This window comes from Chryseobacterium sp. SORGH_AS_0447 (assembly GCF_030818695.1).
Classification (GTDB): domain Bacteria; phylum Bacteroidota; class Bacteroidia; order Flavobacteriales; family Weeksellaceae; genus Chryseobacterium.
In genome coordinates this window covers 4,252,001-4,270,656 of record NZ_JAUTAR010000001.1, presented here as the reverse complement: position 1 = coordinate 4,270,656, position 18,656 = coordinate 4,252,001, and the positions used below count along the sequence as shown (strand labels likewise).

The following is an 18,656-nucleotide window of genomic DNA, read 5'->3' as shown; positions in this document are numbered from 1 at the left end:
AATTGTAAAAAAGTAAAAATGAAAACCTTAATTAAAAACGTAAAAATCGTCAACGAAGGAAAGATTGTTGAAAGCGATATTTTAATTGAAAACGATTTAATTTCTAAAATAGAGTCCGGAATTTCGGAAACGGCCGATCAGGTAATTGATGGCGAAGGCAGGTATCTTTTGCCGGGCGTGATTGATGACCAGGTGCATTTCCGGGAACCGGGATTAACGCATAAAGGCGACATCGAAACCGAATCAAAGGCGGCGATTGCTGGTGGGACAACAAGTTTTATCGATCAGCCGAATACCGTTCCGAACGCCGTGACGCAGGAATTGCTTGCCGATAAATATGAAATTGCCTCCAAAAAAGCATACGCCAACTATGGTTTTATGATGGGAGGAACCAATGACAATCTGGAAGAAGTGCTGAAAACAGATCCCAGAAATGTTCCCGGAATCAAATTGTTCTTAGGCTCATCTACCGGAAATATGCTGGTGGATAATCCGGAAACCCTGGAAAATATTTTTAGTAATACCAAAATGCTGATCGCGGTTCACTGTGAAGACGAAGCGACCATTAAGGCCAACACCCAAAAATATATTGACGAATACGGTGAAGATATTCCCGTGAAATTCCATCACCTCATCCGAAGCGAGGAAGCCTGTTACAAATCTTCCTCAAAAGCAATTGAGCTGGCAAAGAAAACTGGTGCGAGGCTTCATGTTTTCCATTTGTCGACAGCAAAGGAAACCGAACTTTTCAGAAATGATATCCCACTGAAAGATAAAAAGATCACTGCGGAAGTCTGTGTTCATCACCTGACGTTTACCAACGAAGATTACGAAACGAAAGGCGGTCTTATTAAATGGAATCCTGCTGTAAAAACCCAGAAAGACAAGGATGGATTGTGGGAAGCTTTGCTTGATGACCGGATCGATGTTATTGCCACCGACCATGCGCCTCATACCTGGGAAGAAAAACAGAACGTGTATACCAAATGCCCTTCCGGAGCGCCGTTGGTGCAGCATTCTTTGACGGTGATGCTGGAAAATTATAAAAACGGTAAAATCTCTCTGGAGAAAATCGTTGAAAAAATGGCGCATAATCCTGCCATCTTGTTCAGGATTGAAAAAAGAGGATTCATCAGAGAAGGATACAAAGCAGATTTGGTATTGGTTGATCTGAATGAAAACTGGACGGTTGCCAAAGAAAATATCCTGTACAAATGTGGCTGGAGTCCGTTGGAAGGAATGGATTTCCATTCCAAAGTCACCCATACTTTTGTCAACGGAAACCTGGTGTATGAAAATGGGAAGATTAACGAGGAAAGATTCGGAGAGCGGTTGCTTTTTGAAATTTAAGATAATTAAAAAGCCTTTTCAAAATCTGAAAGGCTTTTTTCTGGCTTCATTAAAGAATTATTAATCGATTTTCATGGTTTCAACTGCTTTTTCCAATGAGGTTTCCATGATTCCGGGAATGGATAATCCTTCTGCCCGGAAAACACTGACATCCGTCACCCCGTAGAATCCAAAAATGTGCTTGATGTAAGGTACATTCGAATCATAAATTTGGTAAGGTCCTTCCGAATAGATGTTGCCTGAAGTAAAGGCAATGTATAATTTCTTACTCTTGTCCAGTAAACCTTTGGGTCCGCTTTCTTCATATTTAAAAGTATATCCTGCTCGGGAAGTAAAATCGAAATAAGCTTTAAGCGTTGTCGGAACTGAAAAATTATACATCGGAGAATCGATAACGATAATTTGAGCTTCCTTCAGTTCAGCGATCAATTCTTCAGAATAACTGTTGATTGCCTGCTGCTCCGGAGAGTGATCCTGTGGCGGCGAGAAAAAAGTATTGATGTGTACTTCTTCTAAAACAGGAACCTGGCTTTTTGTAAGGTCGCGCTCTTTTACCACCGCATCCGGATACTTTTCCAGGATTTTTTCTACCACCGCATTTCCCAATTTTCGGCTTACCGATACTTCTCCTCTCGGACTTGAAATAATATGAAGTATATTTTTCATGATTTTTTATTTAAAATTTCTCTAGCAAAATTATGTACATTTGCTTATCAAAAGTTAGTAGTAAACAAAAGGTTAGCAGTAACCTTTAGGTTAGTTAATAAGTCAAGTTTTATGGAAAATACGGTCGGTTTTGAAGAGCCTTTGACGGTTCAGGAATGTTCGGGACATCTTGCTTCCGTTGAAGATGCCATCTATGTGATCGGCGGAAAGTGGAAGCTGAAAATTATCATTGTCCTGCAGGAAAACGGGAATATCCGGTTTAATGAACTGCAGAGAAAAATTCAGGGGATTTCTGCCAGGGTCCTTTCTAATGAATTAAAAGATCTCGAGCTGAACGGCTTTGTAAAAAGAGTTGTACATGCCGAGCAGACCCCGGTCGTCGTGGAATATATCTCAACGGATTACAGCCGAACGCTGAAACCGGTGATTGGCGCACTGGCCGAATGGGGGAAGACTCATAAAATTAAAATTAAAGAGGAAATGTCCTGATTATAAAGAAAAGACTGCAATTATGCAGTCTTTTTTTTTGTCGTTATTTAAACAAAGTTTAGTATGGTAAAGCCCAATGTTATTTCTTAGGCTTAGAGTTCATGTAAAAGCTCAGCTTTCCACCGTTCATAATTTCCGAATGTTTCAGCATAGAATTTTTAATCTCTTTTCCGTTCAGCAGGACTTTCTGTACATATACATTCTTCGGACTTTGGTTAATGGCTTCGATTTCAAAAGTTTTTCCGTTTTCCAGATGCAGCACGGCATTGTCAACTGCCGGGCTTCCGATGGAATAGTCTTCCGAACCCGGAGCTACCGGATAAAAGCCCAGGGAACTCAGGATATACCAGGCACTCATCTGTCCTGTGTCATCATTTCCTCCAAGTCCGTCCGGGGTGGCTTTATACTGCATTTCCAGGATCCTTCTTACCTGCGCCTGGGTTTTCCACGGCTGTCCTGCCCAATTGTAAAGGTATGCGACATGATGTGCCGGCTCATTTCCGTGGACATAACCGCCGATAATTCCTTCGCGGGTAATATCTTCCGTATCGGCAAAAAATTCATCCGGCAGATGCATGGTAAACAATTCGTCCAGCTTCGAAGCAAATTTTTTCTTTCCACCCATCATCTGGATCAGTTCATCCGGATTTTGAGGAACAAAGAAACTGTAGTTCCAGGAATTACCTTCGATAAATCCCTGTCCGTGGGTGCTCAGGGTATTGAAATCCTTTTTGAAGGTTCCGTCTACCAGTCGCGGACGCATAAATCCGATGCTCTTATCAAAATTGTTTTTCCAGTTTTGAGAGCGTTTGAGAAATGTATTGTAAATTTCCGTTTCACCCAGATGTTTTGCTAATTGGGCAATCGCCCAATCGTCATAAGCATATTCCAGCGTATTGGAAACCGAAGTTCCGTTTTTCTCGGCAGGGATATAACCCAAATCGATGTATTGTCCGATCCCTTCGTAATTTCTTTTATTGGCCGTTTCCACACAGGCTTTCAACGCTTCTCTGGCATCACCCGGGTAATTTCCTTTAATAATTGCATCCGCCACCACACTCACGCTGTGATAACCGCTCATACACCAGTTGTCGTTGGCGTAATGGGACCAGATCGGCAGCATTTTCATCGAAAACTGGTTGTAGTGGGCCATCATCGATTGTACCATATCCCCGTTTCGTTTAGGCTGGATAATATTAAAGAAAGGATGAAGTGCCCGGTACGTATCCCAGATCGAAAAAGTGGTGTAATTGGTAAAGCCATCCGCTTTATGGATGTTCTGATCTAACCCTTTATACTCTCCGTTAACGTCAGTATATACCGTAGGATTAATAAACGTATGATACATCGCCGTATAAAAATTCGTTTTCTCGGTGTCGGAACCTTTGATGACGATTTTATTCAGTTCTTTATTCCAGTTTTCCTGGGTTTGTGTTTTCACCTGATCAAAAGACAGGTTTCCGGTTTCTGTTTCCAGGTTTTCCAGGGCATTGGCCTGGCTTACCGGTGAAATGGCAAGCTTTACCTCAATAGCTTCGTTTTCATTCGTATTGAAGTCGAAATACATTTTCAGGTTTTTCCCTGCAATTTCCGGGAAGTTTCGCGTCTGGTCGAATTTTCGCCAGAATCCGTTGTAGATCTGCCTGCCATCGTAATTCTTCTGTCCGTAAGAAATAAAAGGCTTTGAAAATTTTATGGCAAAATAAACGGTTCTTGTTCTCGCCCAGCCATTCGTCTGCCGGTAGCCGGTCACTGTATTCCCGTTTTCCACTCGAACGTAGGTCCACACATTTTTGCCGTCATAATTATAAATTCCAGCCATCAGGTCCAGGATGATGTGGGCCTGATCGGATTTCGGAAAGGTATAGCGGTGGACACCGACCCTGGTTGTTGCTGTAAGTTCTGCCAGAATATTGTGATCGTCAAGTTTTACTTTGTAATATCCTGCTTCGGCAGTTTCATTCTGGTGTGAAAACCGGCTTCGGTAACCGTTTTCCGGATGAGCAGCTGTTCCCGGGTTCAGCTGCAACTTTCCTACCGTCGGCATGATCAGGAAATCCCCGAGATCGGAATGGCCGGTTCCGCTGAAATGCGTCGAGCTGAAGCCCACAATGGTTTTATCTTCATACCGGTAACCGGCGCAATATTTATACACTTCACCGTTGTACTTGCCGTTCAGTTCATACGCAATCGTATCGGTTTCCGGACTTAGCTGTACGGCGCCGAATGGGGCGGTCGCACCGGGGTACGTGTGTCCCATTTTTTCCGTTCCGATTAACGGGTTTACATACCGGTAAAGTTTTTCGGAGTTCTGAGCTTTAAGATAAAAAGTGGAAAATAAAAGAAATATAAAAACAGCAGTCCCTGACCTTTTCATAAATAACATTTTTTGTGAAGGTAAATTTATATAAAATTAAAAGATAATGATTTATTGTTTGAGTATTTGAAAGAATTGGCTGGAAGAGGGATGAAGGATGCTGGAAGTTCTTTGTAAATATTGTTCCCTGGAAGTTAATTAACAATACCATGTTGTTATTCTTTTGAGAGAAACTATACTTATATCTGATTCATTAGTTTCGCTTTTCATCTTTTTAACAGGCTGAAAATAAATTTCTGATATTCCATCACGGCATAGTTTAATCTAATTGAATTTGCTCCGGAGGAGCAATATCTGTGTAGTATGCATATCGGAATTTCGCCAAAACGAACTCCGGAGGAGTTCTATCTTCCTGTAAGATGGCAAATCTACAGCGTACTTTTCTTTTTGTAAATATGAATCTCAGACAAAAACACTTTTCATCCTGTGTAGCCAAAAACACTTACTTCTCAGAAAAGCGGAAGCCAATCCCATGAAGGTTTTCAATCATAATGTTTTCTTCATTGGCAAGCACTTTACGCAGCCTCGAAATAAAAACGTCCAGGCTGCGGCCCATAAAATAATCATCATCGCCCCAGATGGCTTTCAGGATGTCCTGCCTTTTCAGCACCGTATTTTTGTTCCGGATAAAATAAAAGAGCAGTTCGGATTCCCTTTGGGTGAGGGTCGTGGTGCTGATCGAATCCTGTAGCGTATAATTTTTAGGATCGAAATCAAATTTCCCAACCTTATATTTTGGTGGAGCAATGGTCGCTTTTTTCGACCGCCGCAGGAAAACCTCGATCTTCAGGATCAGCTCTTCAATGCTGAAAGGCTTTACCAGATAATCATCTGCGCCAATTTTCAGTCCCTTGATCCGGTCTTCCTTCAGCGCTTTTGCGGAAATAAAAATAATAGGGATTTCAGAATTTTTGCTGCGGATATGCTCTGCCAGTTCAAAACCGTTCATCTCCGGCATCATGATGTCCAGGAGGCAGATGTCGAATGCCTCACGGTGAAAGGCTTCTAGGGCAGATTTTCCGTCGGAGAAACAGGAGATGTCATAATGATTCTCCAGGCTGTCCTGAATCAGGAAAGCAATTGTCTGATCATCTTCGGCATAAAGGATTTTAGATTTTTCCATGGTATTTTGCAGATCTAAAAAGGGATGAACAAGGTAGTTGTAATGCCTTTGTCACTGTTGTTCTCCACAGAGATTTTCCAGCTGTGCTGCCGGACGACTTTTTTTACATAAAACAAACCCAGTCCGAAACCGGTAACTTCTTCGCTTTTTGGCGTGTTTACCCGGTAAAATTTATCAAAAATATGAGGCATATTTTTAGCAGGGATTCCCATTCCGTTATCTTTAAACTTTAAATATAAGCCTTTTTGTTCGGTATGAGCGGAAATAATAATCACCGGCTTTGTTTCGCAGTATTTGATGGAATTATCCAGAATGTTGAAAACGATATTGGCGAAATGAAACTCGTCGGCAATCACCGAAATGTTTTCGTCGATGTGAAGTTCAATGGAAACATTCTCATTTTTCTGCCTGATGGTTTCTGCAATTTCCCGGATAAAAGGCAGTAAAACAATTCTTTGCGGTTTCATCGATAAGCCTGATGCATCGTTTTTTGCAATATTCAGTATTTTCTCAATATGATGGTTGAGCTTGTTGCCCTGATCCGTAATGATGGAAGTGTAGGTCCGCAATTTGGAGCTTTCTTTTACCGCATCCTGCTTGCTGAGTGCTTCCGAAGCAAGGAGGATGGAAGATAGCGGGGTTTTGAACTCATGGGTCATATTGTTGATGAAGTCCCGTTGCAGCTCCGAGAATTTTTTCTGCTGGATAATGGTATAAATGGAGTAAACGTAGACCAGAAGGATAACAATCAATGCAAAAGTGAGCAGATACCAAAACCTCAGCGAACTGACGAGGTAGGTCGTTTTATCGGGAAAACGGATGGAAAAATAATATACCAGATTTTTGTGCTTCGGAAATTTAATAACCTTATGATTGGATTCGCCCTGATCTTTTGAAATATACTTTCCGTACAGCATTTTGTCGCTGTGGCAATTGTAAACCGCGTATACATAATCGGTATTGATCTGAAACCGGGTGAATTCAGTTTTTAGGTAATGTTCTAAAACGTCAGGGTGAAACTCGTTATTGATGTTCACCACATAATAATCATTGGAAATATTCTGCACGGGGCTTTCGGTAAAAGAGGTTTTTCCGCCGGAAAGTTTCTCTACCACTTCCAGTAAAGCAATATTTACCGTCTGGTTGAATTTTTTATCCTCCAGATTATAGGCCTGCCGCGTCCAGAGAAGCTGTGCGATCAGAATACCGATAATGGCCACAAAACCGAGGGTGATGATAATATTGAGTTTCTTGATTTCCATTTGCAGGACAATATTATCCAAAAATATTATTAATTTTTGATCATTAACAACTTATTAACAAATGTTTGAGAGCGGTTAACAGGACATATCCGGATTTTCCGCTTACATTTGTTCTGTTAAAGAAAATATCGGTTAATCATCATTAAAATGTATATCATGAAAAATTTAAAAATTACTGCGCTTTTAGCGGTTATGGCATGTTCTCCTTTCTATGCAAATGTATTTCCTGCTGAAGGTACTCCTGTAGTAAAAGTATTGGCAGACGCCATCAAATGGAAATCAGAATCCATTGAAGTAGGAAATATTCCTCAGGGAAAACCGAAACTGATCAGATTTGAGTTTACTAATACTTCAAAAAAGCCGATCATCATTGAAAACGTAGCGCCTTCATGTGGTTGTACAACAGCAAACTATACCAAAACACCTATCCTTCCTGGAAAAGTAGGATTTGTGGAAGCGAGCTATAATGCAGCGAACGCAGGACCGTTTATGAAAACGGTAAACGTTACGACAAGCGACAGCAAAACACCTAAGACCCTTTCGTTCAAAGGAACGGTAGTGGCTTCTTAATTAATTTAATCTTGTTATAAAAACAGCCTGATCATTTGATCAGGCTGTTTTTATTTAATTGACAAGCGGTTTGTTGATTAATGATGCGAAACCATCACTTTTTTGCTGATTTCCTCTGTATCCATCGTAAGTTTCAGGATGTAATTTCCTTGCGGAACTGATGAAACATTAATTTCGATACGGCCGGAAACCGACCTTTCCGCACGCTGAAGAATAACCCTTCCGCTCATATCGAGCATTTGGTATTTTATTTCCGTATTTCTTCTGTTTTCAACATCTACGTAAATATACTGGCTTGCCGGCACCGGGTAGACTTTGATGCCTTTTTCTGAAGTCACGTTGGAAGTGCCCAGGGTGGTGGAACAAACCGTTCCTGCTTTCTGTGCATTGGAAATTACATCAACTTTCTGGTTTCCGGTGACATAATAATCGAGCTCGGAAGTTACCATCAAACTGGTGCTTGCGCCCAGCCAGTCCTGAAGAAGTGAAGCAAAGATCTGCCGGTAATCGTATCTCCGCTGGTTCTGGTTGTAGTAAAAGCTAGTCTGATTGGTAAATACCGGGTGGTCGCCTAAAATACCTGCTGCCGCAGCGTTACCGATCACAAAGAACGGTGCCAGGTCGCCATGATCGGTTCCGGTGCTTCCGTTTTCTCGGACCTGCCTTCCGAACTCACTGAACGTAACGGTCATGATCTTATCGGCAATACCGAGCTGTTGAATATCCGCCTGGAAAGCGGCAACCGAATTGGCAATATCTCCCAAAAGATTCGCATGGGTTCCCAAATGGGTGCTTCCGGCTTGTACCTGGTTGACATGGGTATCGAATCCGCTTAGATTTACCTGGAATATTTTCGTTTTACTTCCGCCTTTAATCATTCTCGCAACCGTTTTCAGCTGTTTGCCCAGCGAAGAATTAGGATAGGTAGTCGTGGAATTATTTCCCGCATTGAAAACCTGCATTACCCGGTTATAATAAGCATCCATACTGGCAGCAACACCTTTGATGTAGCTTAAAAGATCGTTGTATTCAGAATTTACCAGGTTTAAATTGCTGAAAACAGTGGACTGGAAGCCCGTCATATTATATTCGATGTTTTTCTCTGTCGTATGCTCGTAAAACAGACATGGATTAAGGTTGCCCATCTGTATGGCCAGCGGATCCGGATTCAGTGTGGTTGGATTTCCGGCTAATCCCGGATACAGGGCACCCAGATACCTTCCGAATATCCCGTCCAGCAGATCCGAATTGACAGAACCGTCCTTCCCTGAGAACATCAGGTTTTCCGAGCGGAAATGCGAATAATTTGGGTTTGGGTATCCTACGCCATTCATTAATAAAAGCTTTCCGGAATCATACAGGTTTTTAAATCCGGTCATGGAAGGATTCAGTCCGACAAGCTTGCCGGAGGCCACCGTGCTGTCCAGCGGAATATAGCTTCCGGTTCCCGAACTGTTGATCTTAATGTTCGGACGCAGCGCGGCATAGGTGCTGTACTGGCTCACCGGGATTACCGTATTGAGCCCGTCATTTGCTCCGGCAAGCCTCAGAATGACCAGGGAGCGGTCGTTTACAACGTCGCAGCTCAGCTGAAAATCCAAAAACTGATTCATAAACCTGGACGGCATTCCGTTGAGGTAAAAAGGAGCACCTACTCCTGCGAGAGAAACTAATTTTAAAAAGTCTTTTCTGTTCATGATCTTAGAGTATTTGGAATTCAGGAGATTTGATGATTGCTTTCACCAGCCGGTCGATCGGGATTTTTACATTGTTTGCATTTCCGGAGCTGGTGTAGTTGTTCCATTCATTCTGCCAGTTGATCGGGCTTAAATTGTTAAGGAAAATCGTTTTAAACTCGTCATACCGCGTACCGTCCGGCACCTCCACAAACATCATCTGCAGAAATTCCGTGACCAGGGTATCTGCATTTGCCGGATTTGAAAAATACCCGCTGTCTTTTACAAATGCGGCATTATTCAGTTTAAAAGTAAAGCCGTTGTAGGTAAGCCCGTTGATAAAGAAATCGATGGTGTTGTTGTACCGTATCCTAAGTGAGGAAGTCGTGATCCAGTTTTTATCATAGTTCGGGCTGCTTGAGTAAGCTGCATATCCATTCACCGACTGCGGACTGAAGACCGGCATTCCCATATTGGACGAGTAATTACTTACCACGCCCATCAGGCTATGTATGGCCGACGGATTGGCAGTATACGAAGGAAGCTGAAGATTAAGCAGGGAAAACAGATGAAAATAAAGCTCTACCGGGTTTCTTACAATGTTTCCAATGGTCTGATCTCCTGTAATGCTGTCCTCTTCATCATAAAAATGCTTGCTCTTGAGAAGGGTGGTAAGTGTTGGGATAATATTGTAGTTATCGGCTTTCAGTGAAGCAGCCAGAGGAACGATAATATCCGTTTCTATGTCCGAAGTAATCTGTCTTCCGACAAAATAGCGGTACATTCTCCGGCAATAGGCCTTTGCGGTTTCATCTTTATCAAAAATCATCGTCACAAAGTTCTGAAGCTCCGTTTTAATGGTTGCTTCCGTGGTTCCTCCCGTAATCGATTGGGCATTGAAAGCCAAAGAAAACGTTTTGTTTCCGGTATCATGGGTATTTACTTTTACCTGGCCGGTAGGGATGTTGGTAACAGGATCCAGGGAATTGAGCCTTGCCGTTTTATCCAGGTGGATGGACGAAGTAAGTGAAAAGCCGGTAAGCACCCTTGCTGCCTGCTGTACATCGGTTTCCGTATAATTCGTATAATTTCCTGTAGCGATCTGAGGACCTTTTAAAATCGTGAAAAGCTCCAAAAACTCCCGGGCATAATTCTGATTGGGGCTGTTGCTCTGGTTCAGGTTATTATTTAAAAACATCAGCATTCTCGCATTTTGGGTTACCCTTATCGCGAGATCTTTAAGGCTGCCATTGGCATGAAACCTCAAGAGTTCCCGGTAATCGAAATTTGTCCAGAAAGAAGCGCCGTCATCCGTTACAAACAGGATGTGTAGAAAATAAACGATTTTGTGCTGTGCTGAAGGATCTTTTAAGGCACTGTGCAGCCACCAGTAAAGATCATATTTTACACTGTTCACTGTATTCTGGCTGTCCGTAATCGTTGGGTTTGATGCGGTGGGAACAATGGTTTCCCCAATATTGTTAAGTGGTGAAGACGGAACCGGATTGCTGAAGGTAAACAATTCCGAAAGGGCCTGCTGTGGCGTCTTGGTCGCAAAGTCGAGAATTTTTGCCTTTGTGATATTGTAGGTAGTCCGTCTCAGAAGATGATAGGCATTCGAAAATCCCAGGACATTGGTTTTGGGAGTAAGGCTTGGCATGATGGTTTGTATTTTTGAACAAATTTACAATTTTAATAGTAATATGGTATTTTTAATTTAAATTTAATGTGATTTTAATATTAAGTTTATTGATATGTTGAATTATCGGTGTTTTGTATTGCTGGGGAAAAGGTTTTGTATATCCTACATAGTTTTTTAGTCGGGAGAAATAAATATTTATAGTAAATTTACGGGACACACGGTGACGAACAGAAGAGAAGTCCACCGACATTAAATACAGAATTATGAATCTCTATACACAACCTATGCTTCGTGAAGGAGCTTTAAAAGATAAAGTAGCCATTGTAACCGGAGGCGGAAGCGGCCTGGGAAAAGCCATGACCAAATATTTTCTCGAACTGGGCGCCAAAGTAGTCATTACCTCCAGAAACCTGGAGAAACTGCAAGGGACGGCCAAAGAACTGGAAGAAGAAACCGGAGGCAAAGTACTTTGTGTAGCTTGCGACGTGCGGAACTGGGATGAGGTAGAAGCCATGAAAGAAGCAACTCTGAAAGAATTCGGAAGAATTGATATCCTGTTGAATAATGCTGCCGGAAATTTTATTTCCCCTACCGAAAGGCTTACCCATTCTGCCTTCGATTCCATTTTGGATATTGTATTAAAAGGAACAAAAAACTGTACCCTTTCCATCGGGAAACACTGGATCGATTCCAAAACACCGGGAACGGTTTTAAATATTGTGACCACCTATTCCTGGACGGGTTCTGCCTATGTGGTTCCGTCGGCCTGTGCAAAAGCCGGGGTATTGGCCATGACAAGATCCTTGGCGGTAGAGTGGGCCAAATACGGAATCCGTTTCAACGCCATTGCTCCGGGACCGTTCCCGACGAAAGGAGCCTGGGACAGGCTGTTGCCGGGAGACCTTCAGGAGAAATTCGATATGCGGAAAAAAGTACCGCTGAGGAGAGTAGGCGAACATCAGGAGCTGGCTAACCTTGCTGCTTATCTGGTATCCGATTATTCAGCCTACATGAATGGGGAAGTGGTGACGATCGATGGTGGCGAATGGCTACAGGGCGCCGGAGAATTCAATATGCTGGAAGATATTCCGCAGGAAATGTGGGATGCGCTGGAAGCAATGATTAAATCGAAAAAATCAAACTAAATATCTTCCCTGATTACTAATAGGATCAGGGATTTTCTTTTTTCATTCGCCATTAGAAATAAAAATTTCTGATATTTTCATTTTATTTGTAACAAGTCTGATATTTTCTTTACCTATTTTTAAATGTTCAAATCTTTTATCTAATGAAAATAAAATTTCCCAATTTGCTTTCTGCCGTTGCAATTTTTGCTTTTGCAGGAAATTCTTATGCTCAGGAAGCTCCGAAATATGATTATGTAGAAGCCTTCAAGCCGTTTTTCTATACCCAGACCGGTACACCGACGAGATCCGCAAGCGGACAGCCCGGTTATGCCTACTGGCAGAATTCGGCGAGCTATAAATTTAAATGTGAGCCTCAATGAAGCCAAAGATGAAATTACAGGAACTGCTGAAATTACCTATACCAACAACAGTACAGATAAATTAGCTTTTCTGTGGCTGCAGCTGGACCAGAATTTATTTGCAAAAGATTCAAGAGGAAACGCAGTGGTGCCGATGTCGGGAAGCCGAAACGGGGCGCACGGTGAGGAATTTGAAGGAGGATACAAAATAAAATCCGTAAAGCTGGACGGCAAAGACGTAAAGTATACCATTACCGATACCCGGATGCAAATCGATCTTCCTTCCGAACTGAAGGCGCAGGGCGGCGTGGCTAAAATCAAAATAGAATATTCTTTCCTTTCTCCGAAATACGGCTCCGACCGGATGGGAATCCAGGATACGAAAAACGGTAAAATTTATACCATTGCCCAGTGGTATCCGAGAATGTGTGTCTATGATGATGTGCTGGGCTGGAATACAATGCCTTATCTGGGAGCATCCGAATTCTATCTGGAATATGGAGACATTACCGCAAATATTACCGTTCCTGCCAACCATTATGTGGTGGCTTCAGGCGAATTGCTGAACCCGAAAGACGTTTATTCCAGAGAGGAGAACAGCCGTTGGGAGCAGGCTGCGAATAGTGATAAAACGGTGATGGTCCGTCCGGAATCCGAGATCGGGAAAAACCAGCAGACCGGTACGAAAACCTGGAAATTCAAAATTACCCAGGCCAGGGATTTTGCATGGGCTTCTTCTCCTGCGTTTATCCTGGATGCGGCAAAGATAAATCTTCCGAATGGTAAAAAATCGATGGCTATTTCGGCGTATCCTGTAGAAAGTGCCGGGCAGAATGCCTGGGGAAGATCCACCGAATATACGAAAGCGGCGATCGAACATTATTCTGCAAAATGGTATCCGTACACTTATCCTGCTGCTACCAACGTGGCCGGAAACGAAGGCGGGATGGAATATCCGGGAATTGTGTTCTGCCACATGAATTCCAAAGGAAGCGAACTTTGGGGTGTTACCGATCATGAATTCGGACACAACTGGTTCCCGATGATTGTAGGTTCCAACGAGAGGCTGTTTGCCTGGATGGATGAAGGGTTCAACACGTTTATCAACGAACTTTCAACGGATGCTTTCAACAAAGGGGAATATGCTGAAAAGAAAAATGTAGCTCAGATGGGGGCTTTCCTGATGAATGACAATTTTGAGCCGATCATGGTGGGACCGGACAATATGAAAGAAAACAGCATCGGGATCCTGGCTTATTTCAAGCCGGGGCTTGGTCTTGGTATGTTGAGGGAATCTATTTTGGGACCTGAAAAATTTGATAAAGCTTTTAGAACCTATATCGAAAGATGGGCGTTCAAACATCCAACGCCTTGGGATTTCTTCCACACCATGGAAAATGTTTCCGGTGAGGAGCTGAACTGGTTCTGGAGAGGCTGGTTCATCAACAAGTGGAAAATCGATCAGGCGGTGAAAAACGTAAAATATGTGAATGGGGACTTTAAAAACGGAGCTCAGATCACTGTTGAAAATATCGGACAGTTGCCAATGCCAACCACTGTTCAGGTGAAGTTCAAAGACGGAACCGAACAGATGGTGAAACTGCCGATTGAAGTGTGGAAAAGAAATAAGGAATGGACCTTTAAAATCGACTCCAATAAAGAGATCGATATGGTAAAACTGGATCCGAATTCCAAGATTCCGGACGTAGATGCCAAAAATAACACATGGACTTCTGCTCAGGCAAAACCTATGGAAAAAATTAACATTAAAGACTTCACCGGAACTTACGGCAGCAAAGATCTTCCATTGAAAATTACATTTACGGAGAAAGATAATAAATTGTATGCTCAGGCTACCGGCCAGCAGGCTTTTCCGCTGGAATATACCGGGGATAATACCTTCACCTTTGAAATGGCGCAGATATCCATGATCTTCAGCAAGGATAAGAAAACCATCACTTTCAATCAGGGTGGGAAAGAATTTAAGTTTACCAAAGAATAATTTTAATCCTGCAGCATCATGTATTCATAATTTGCATGATATTTAAATAGTGAAGCTCCGGTACAATTCCGGAGCTTTTTTTATGAACGAAATATAACAGGAAACTTCAGGCTTTATAGTCTCTTTCTGAGACATAATTTCTATTTTTGTCTGATCTTTAAAGTAAAAATAATGAACTTAAAATTTTCAATCGTATTTCTATTGGCTTTTGCATGTGGCTTTTCACAGGACCTCAAAGTAATGAGCTTCAATATCAGGCTGAATGTGGATTCGGATAAGGAAAATTCCTGGACCAACCGGAAAGAGGATGTGGCGGATCTGCTGACGTACTATCATCCAGATTATTTCGGAGTACAGGAAGCGCTGCCGGAGCAGATGAAAGATATCAAGAACGGTCTGAAGAATTACGATTATGTAGGTGTAGGCAGGGATGATGGAAAAGAAAAAGGCGAGTTCTCAGCAATTTTTTATGATACGGATAGGCTAAAGGTCGTTAATTCCGGAACCTTCTGGCTTTCCGAAACGCCGGAAAAGCCGTCGAAAGGATGGGATGCCGCTTTGAACAGGATTTGTACTTATGCGGTTTTCAAAGATAAAAAATCAGGAAAGGAATTTATGGCGCTTAATCTTCATTTTGATCATGTCGGAAATGTGGCACGGGTAAGATCTTCGGAACTGATCCTGAAGAAAATCAAGGAGATCAATCCTAAAAATTTACCGGTCACCGTAAGCGGAGATTTCAACCTGACGGAAGATTCGGAACCGATTAAAATTATGTCGAAAAACTTACAGGACTCTTTCTACCATTCCGAAACGAAACATTACGGACCAAAAGGAACGTTCACCGGATTCAATGTGAATGAAGTTCCAAAAGAAAGAATCGATTATATTTTTGTAAAAGGGTTCAGGATAAAATCCCACCGTCATATCAATGACCGAAGAGAAAACCTGCTGTATCCTTCAGACCACTTTCCGGTATTGGCGGAATTGCAGTTTGTGAAATAATAAAGGTTTAAATAAAACTAGTATTTCCATACCATTAAAAAGCGCATCTCAAAATGCGCTTTTTTATTTTCCGTAAATCGGATAGTGGAAAGATTCGTGTTCGGATTCCTACCGAATTACAAAGCTCCTGTAAAATACCAGCTAAAAGATTAAACGCAAAGTTGTCATTCCGCAAGAATCTCAACATCGTATTAAATCGTGCATGTAAAAAAATCATGTTTGGATCATCTAGAAACAATAAAGCTGTCAGAATACGAATCTAAAGATACAGCCCAAAGTTTGTCATTCCGCAGGAATCTCAACATAGTATTAAATCGTGCATGTAAAAAAATCATGTTTGGATTATCTAGAAACAATAAAGCTGTCAGAATACGAATTTAAAGATACAGCTCAAAGTTTGTTATTCCGCAAGAATCTCAACATAGTATTAAATCGTGCATGTAAAAAAATCATGTTTGGATTATCTAGAAACAATAAAGCTGTCAGAATACGAATCTAAAGATACAGCCCAAAGTTTGTCATTCCGCAGGAATCTCAACATAGTATTAAATCGTGCATGTAAAAAAATCATGTTTGGATTATCTAGAAACAATAAAGCTGTCAGAATACGAATTTAAAGATACAGCTCAAAGTTTGTTATTCCGCAAGAATCTCAACATAGTATTAAATCGTGCATGTAAAAAAATCATGTTTGGATTATCTAGAAACAATAAAGCTGTCAGAATGCGAATTTAAACATACAGCTCAAAGTTTGTCATTCCGTAGGAATCTCGACATCGTATTAGTGTTATCAGATAAGAGGATGATCGTACTTATCCATATTGGCAAAAGTGGGATAAATATTTTTGTGGAAAACTCATTATTAATTTTATATTTTTTAATTATTTGATATTAAAAAATTACCGAATAGTTTTTAACCTAAAAAAATATTTTGAAACTTATCCACAAACGTATTCCCCCGACTTATCCACAAAGTTATCCACAATTTCCGGTGTGGAGATTCAGAATTGATTTGCTGGAAACTGTTTTTTTCCGTGGTACAAAAATTTGCAGGTGCAATAAGTCCGGTATTGCTGTTTTTTGTACTTTTATATGGAATTAAATACCTACAGAAATTTAATGAAGAGAATTATTTTGGGCGTTGTGCTTTTGGCTTCATGGCAGCTTTCCGCACAGGAACTGTATATGCCGAGAAATATTAAAAAAGCATACGAAAACGGGACCCGCGACAGATCGGGTGCTCCGGGAAAGAACTATTGGCAGAATAAAGGAATGTATAATGTCGAGGTAAAAGTAGATGCCAATTCGAAGGTGGTTTCAGGAAAAGAAACGATTGTCTATACCAACAACAGCCCGAATGCACTTAATGAACTGGCCATACGGTTCGTCAATAATCTCCATAAACCGCAGGCGCCGAGATCCGGAATGGTTTCAAAAGACTTCCTTTCGTCCGGATTACATATCAAATCCTTTGTCGTAAATGGCGAAAAGTATACGGTAAACAGTGACGACTGGGGAACGGTAGAAAAAATAAAGCTGAATACGGCTTTAAAGTCCAAAGCTAAAGCGGAGGTGAAAATAGAATGGGAATATCCGCTGTCGGTACAGAGTGGGAGAGAAGGGCAGATTGATCCTGAAACATTTTATGTTGCCTATTCTTTCCCGAGGATTTCCGTATACGACGATTATAATGGCTGGGATATGCTTCCGCATTCCGACCGTCAGGAGTTTTACAATGATTTTAATGACTACAGCTTTGCCATTACCGCCCCGAAAAATTATGTCGTATGGGCGACCGGGGACTTTCTGAATCCCGAAGCCGTTCTTCAGCCGGAATATCTGAAGCGATACAAATCTTCTTTAAAAAGCGATAAAGTGATTCACATCGCGAACGAACATGAGATGAAATCTGGAAAAGTGACCAAGCCGAATAAGTGGAATGTCTGGAAATTCAAAGCCAGCCACATCACCGATTTTTGTTTTGCTTTAAGCAACCACTATGTCTGGGACGGGGCGAGCGTACAGCTGAAAACCAAAAGGGCCAGCGTGCAGGCAGGATATAAAAACGGAGCCAAGGATTTTGAGCATTATGTAGAATGGATGCGCTACAACCTCGATTGGTTCTCGAAGAACTGGCCGGGGGTGGAATATCCATACAATGCAATGACAGCGATCCAGGGGTATGCCGATATGGAGTACCCGATGATGATCAATGATACCAGCATTCCGGATGATTTCCAGGACGCCAGGCTTACCGCCGACCATGAAATTGCGCATACTTATTTCCCTTTCTATATGGGGATCAACGAAACGCGTTATGCTTTCATGGATGAGGGCTGGGCAACCACCCTGGAATACCTGATCGGGATTGATGAAAACGGTGAAGCGAAAGCCAAAGAATTTTACCAGAATTTCAGGGTAAAAAGATGGATCAACGATCCTTCTGCCGAACAGGACCAGCCGATTATTTCCATGAGTACCCAGGTGAGTGGCGCAGGCTACGGAAACAATTCGTATGTAAAAGCTTCCCTGTCTTATCTTGCTTTGAAAGATTATCTGGGCGACGATCTCTTCAAAAAAGCATTACATCATTACATGAACAACTGGAACGGAAAGCATCCGATTCCTTGGGATTATTTCAATTCGATGAATACAGGATCAGGAAAAAACCTGAACTGGTTCTTTAATAATTGGTTCTACACCAACAATTATATCGATCTGAAAGTAACCAATGCTGCGCAAGTGAATGATCTTCTGACGGTAAATGTTGAAAATGCAGGTGGTTTTGCGATTCCTTTTGATGCAGTAATTAATTATGAGGACGGAACGGTAGAAAAACTGCATTTCTCTCCGGCGGTCTGGGAAAAAGACCAGAAACAGATGGTACTCACCGTGCCGATTAAAAAGAAAGTGAAAGCGGTACAGTTGGATGGCGGTATTTTTATGGATTATACCCCGGCTGACAATCAGAAAGCTTTATAAAAATACATACCCGGCTGTTTAAAAGA

12 protein-coding genes and 1 pseudogene are annotated in these 18,656 nt (G+C 41.8%); 7 read left to right on the top strand and 6 right to left on the bottom strand.

Features of this window, described 5'->3' with window-relative positions; genetic code table 11:
* Window positions 1–18: 18 nt before the first annotated feature.
* Entirely contained in the window at window positions 19–1,350 is a 1,332-nt protein-coding gene (locus QE422_RS19440; protein WP_307462025.1) for a dihydroorotase, read from the top strand.
* Window positions 1,351–1,410: 60 nt separating this feature from the next.
* On the opposite strand, the gene QE422_RS19435 is transcribed toward QE422_RS19440, so the two are convergent.
* Window positions 1,411–2,016, bottom strand: coding sequence for an FMN-dependent NADH-azoreductase (locus QE422_RS19435; protein WP_307462022.1), 606 nt, complete (start codon window positions 2,014–2,016; stop codon window positions 1,411–1,413).
* 111 nt (window positions 2,017–2,127) lie between these two features.
* Between QE422_RS19435 and QE422_RS19430 the strand changes: the two genes are divergently transcribed.
* Window positions 2,128–2,505, top strand: a complete 378-nt coding sequence (locus QE422_RS19430) for a helix-turn-helix domain-containing protein (protein ID WP_307462019.1) — start codon at window positions 2,128–2,130, stop codon at window positions 2,503–2,505.
* A 79-nt stretch (window positions 2,506–2,584) separates the two neighbouring features.
* On the opposite strand, the gene QE422_RS19425 is transcribed toward QE422_RS19430, so the two are convergent.
* The 3 genes from QE422_RS19425 to QE422_RS19415 form a co-directional block, all read right to left on the bottom strand.
* Window positions 2,585–4,891 (bottom strand): GH92 family glycosyl hydrolase, encoded by a 2,307-nt coding sequence (locus QE422_RS19425; protein WP_307462017.1) that lies wholly within the window; start codon window positions 4,889–4,891, stop codon window positions 2,585–2,587.
* Window positions 4,892–5,324: 433 nt separating this feature from the next.
* A complete protein-coding gene (locus tag QE422_RS19420; protein ID WP_307462014.1) occupies window positions 5,325–6,005 on the bottom strand; it encodes a response regulator transcription factor in 681 nt (226 codons plus the stop codon).
* 14 nt (window positions 6,006–6,019) lie between these two features.
* Window positions 6,020–7,267 (bottom strand): sensor histidine kinase KdpD, encoded by a 1,248-nt coding sequence (locus QE422_RS19415; RefSeq protein ID WP_307462012.1) that lies wholly within the window; start codon window positions 7,265–7,267, stop codon window positions 6,020–6,022.
* Window positions 7,268–7,423: 156 nt separating this feature from the next.
* On the opposite strand from QE422_RS19415, the gene QE422_RS19410 reads away from it, so the two are divergent.
* Complete coding sequence (locus tag QE422_RS19410; protein WP_307462010.1) at window positions 7,424–7,837, top strand: DUF1573 domain-containing protein; 414 nt, start codon at window positions 7,424–7,426, stop codon at window positions 7,835–7,837.
* A gap of 77 nt (window positions 7,838–7,914) precedes the next feature.
* Here the strand turns inward: QE422_RS19410 and QE422_RS19405 are convergent, their stop codons facing one another.
* Both QE422_RS19405 and QE422_RS19400 read right to left on the bottom strand, forming a co-directional pair.
* Complete coding sequence (locus tag QE422_RS19405) at window positions 7,915–9,534, bottom strand: DUF1501 domain-containing protein (RefSeq protein WP_307462008.1); 1,620 nt, start codon at window positions 9,532–9,534, stop codon at window positions 7,915–7,917.
* 4 nt (window positions 9,535–9,538) lie between these two features.
* Window positions 9,539–11,173 (bottom strand): DUF1800 family protein, encoded by a 1,635-nt coding sequence (locus QE422_RS19400; RefSeq protein ID WP_307462006.1) that lies wholly within the window; start codon window positions 11,171–11,173, stop codon window positions 9,539–9,541.
* Between the two features lie 245 nt (window positions 11,174–11,418).
* On the opposite strand from QE422_RS19400, the gene QE422_RS19395 reads away from it, so the two are divergent.
* From QE422_RS19395 to QE422_RS19380, 4 genes and pseudogenes are all read left to right on the top strand, one after another.
* A complete protein-coding gene (locus QE422_RS19395) occupies window positions 11,419–12,300 on the top strand; it encodes an SDR family oxidoreductase (RefSeq protein WP_307462004.1) in 882 nt (293 codons plus the stop codon).
* 143 nt (window positions 12,301–12,443) lie between these two features.
* Window positions 12,444–14,643 (top strand): annotated as a pseudogene (locus QE422_RS19390) (M1 family metallopeptidase).
* 171 nt (window positions 14,644–14,814) lie between these two features.
* On the top strand, window positions 14,815–15,648 hold the full coding sequence (locus tag QE422_RS19385; RefSeq protein ID WP_307462003.1) for an endonuclease/exonuclease/phosphatase family protein: 834 nt from the start codon (window positions 14,815–14,817) through the stop codon (window positions 15,646–15,648).
* A gap of 1,119 nt (window positions 15,649–16,767) precedes the next feature.
* Window positions 16,768–18,630 (top strand): M1 family metallopeptidase, encoded by a 1,863-nt coding sequence (locus tag QE422_RS19380; protein ID WP_307462000.1) that lies wholly within the window; start codon window positions 16,768–16,770, stop codon window positions 18,628–18,630.
* The last annotated feature ends 26 nt before the right edge of the window (window positions 18,631–18,656 follow it).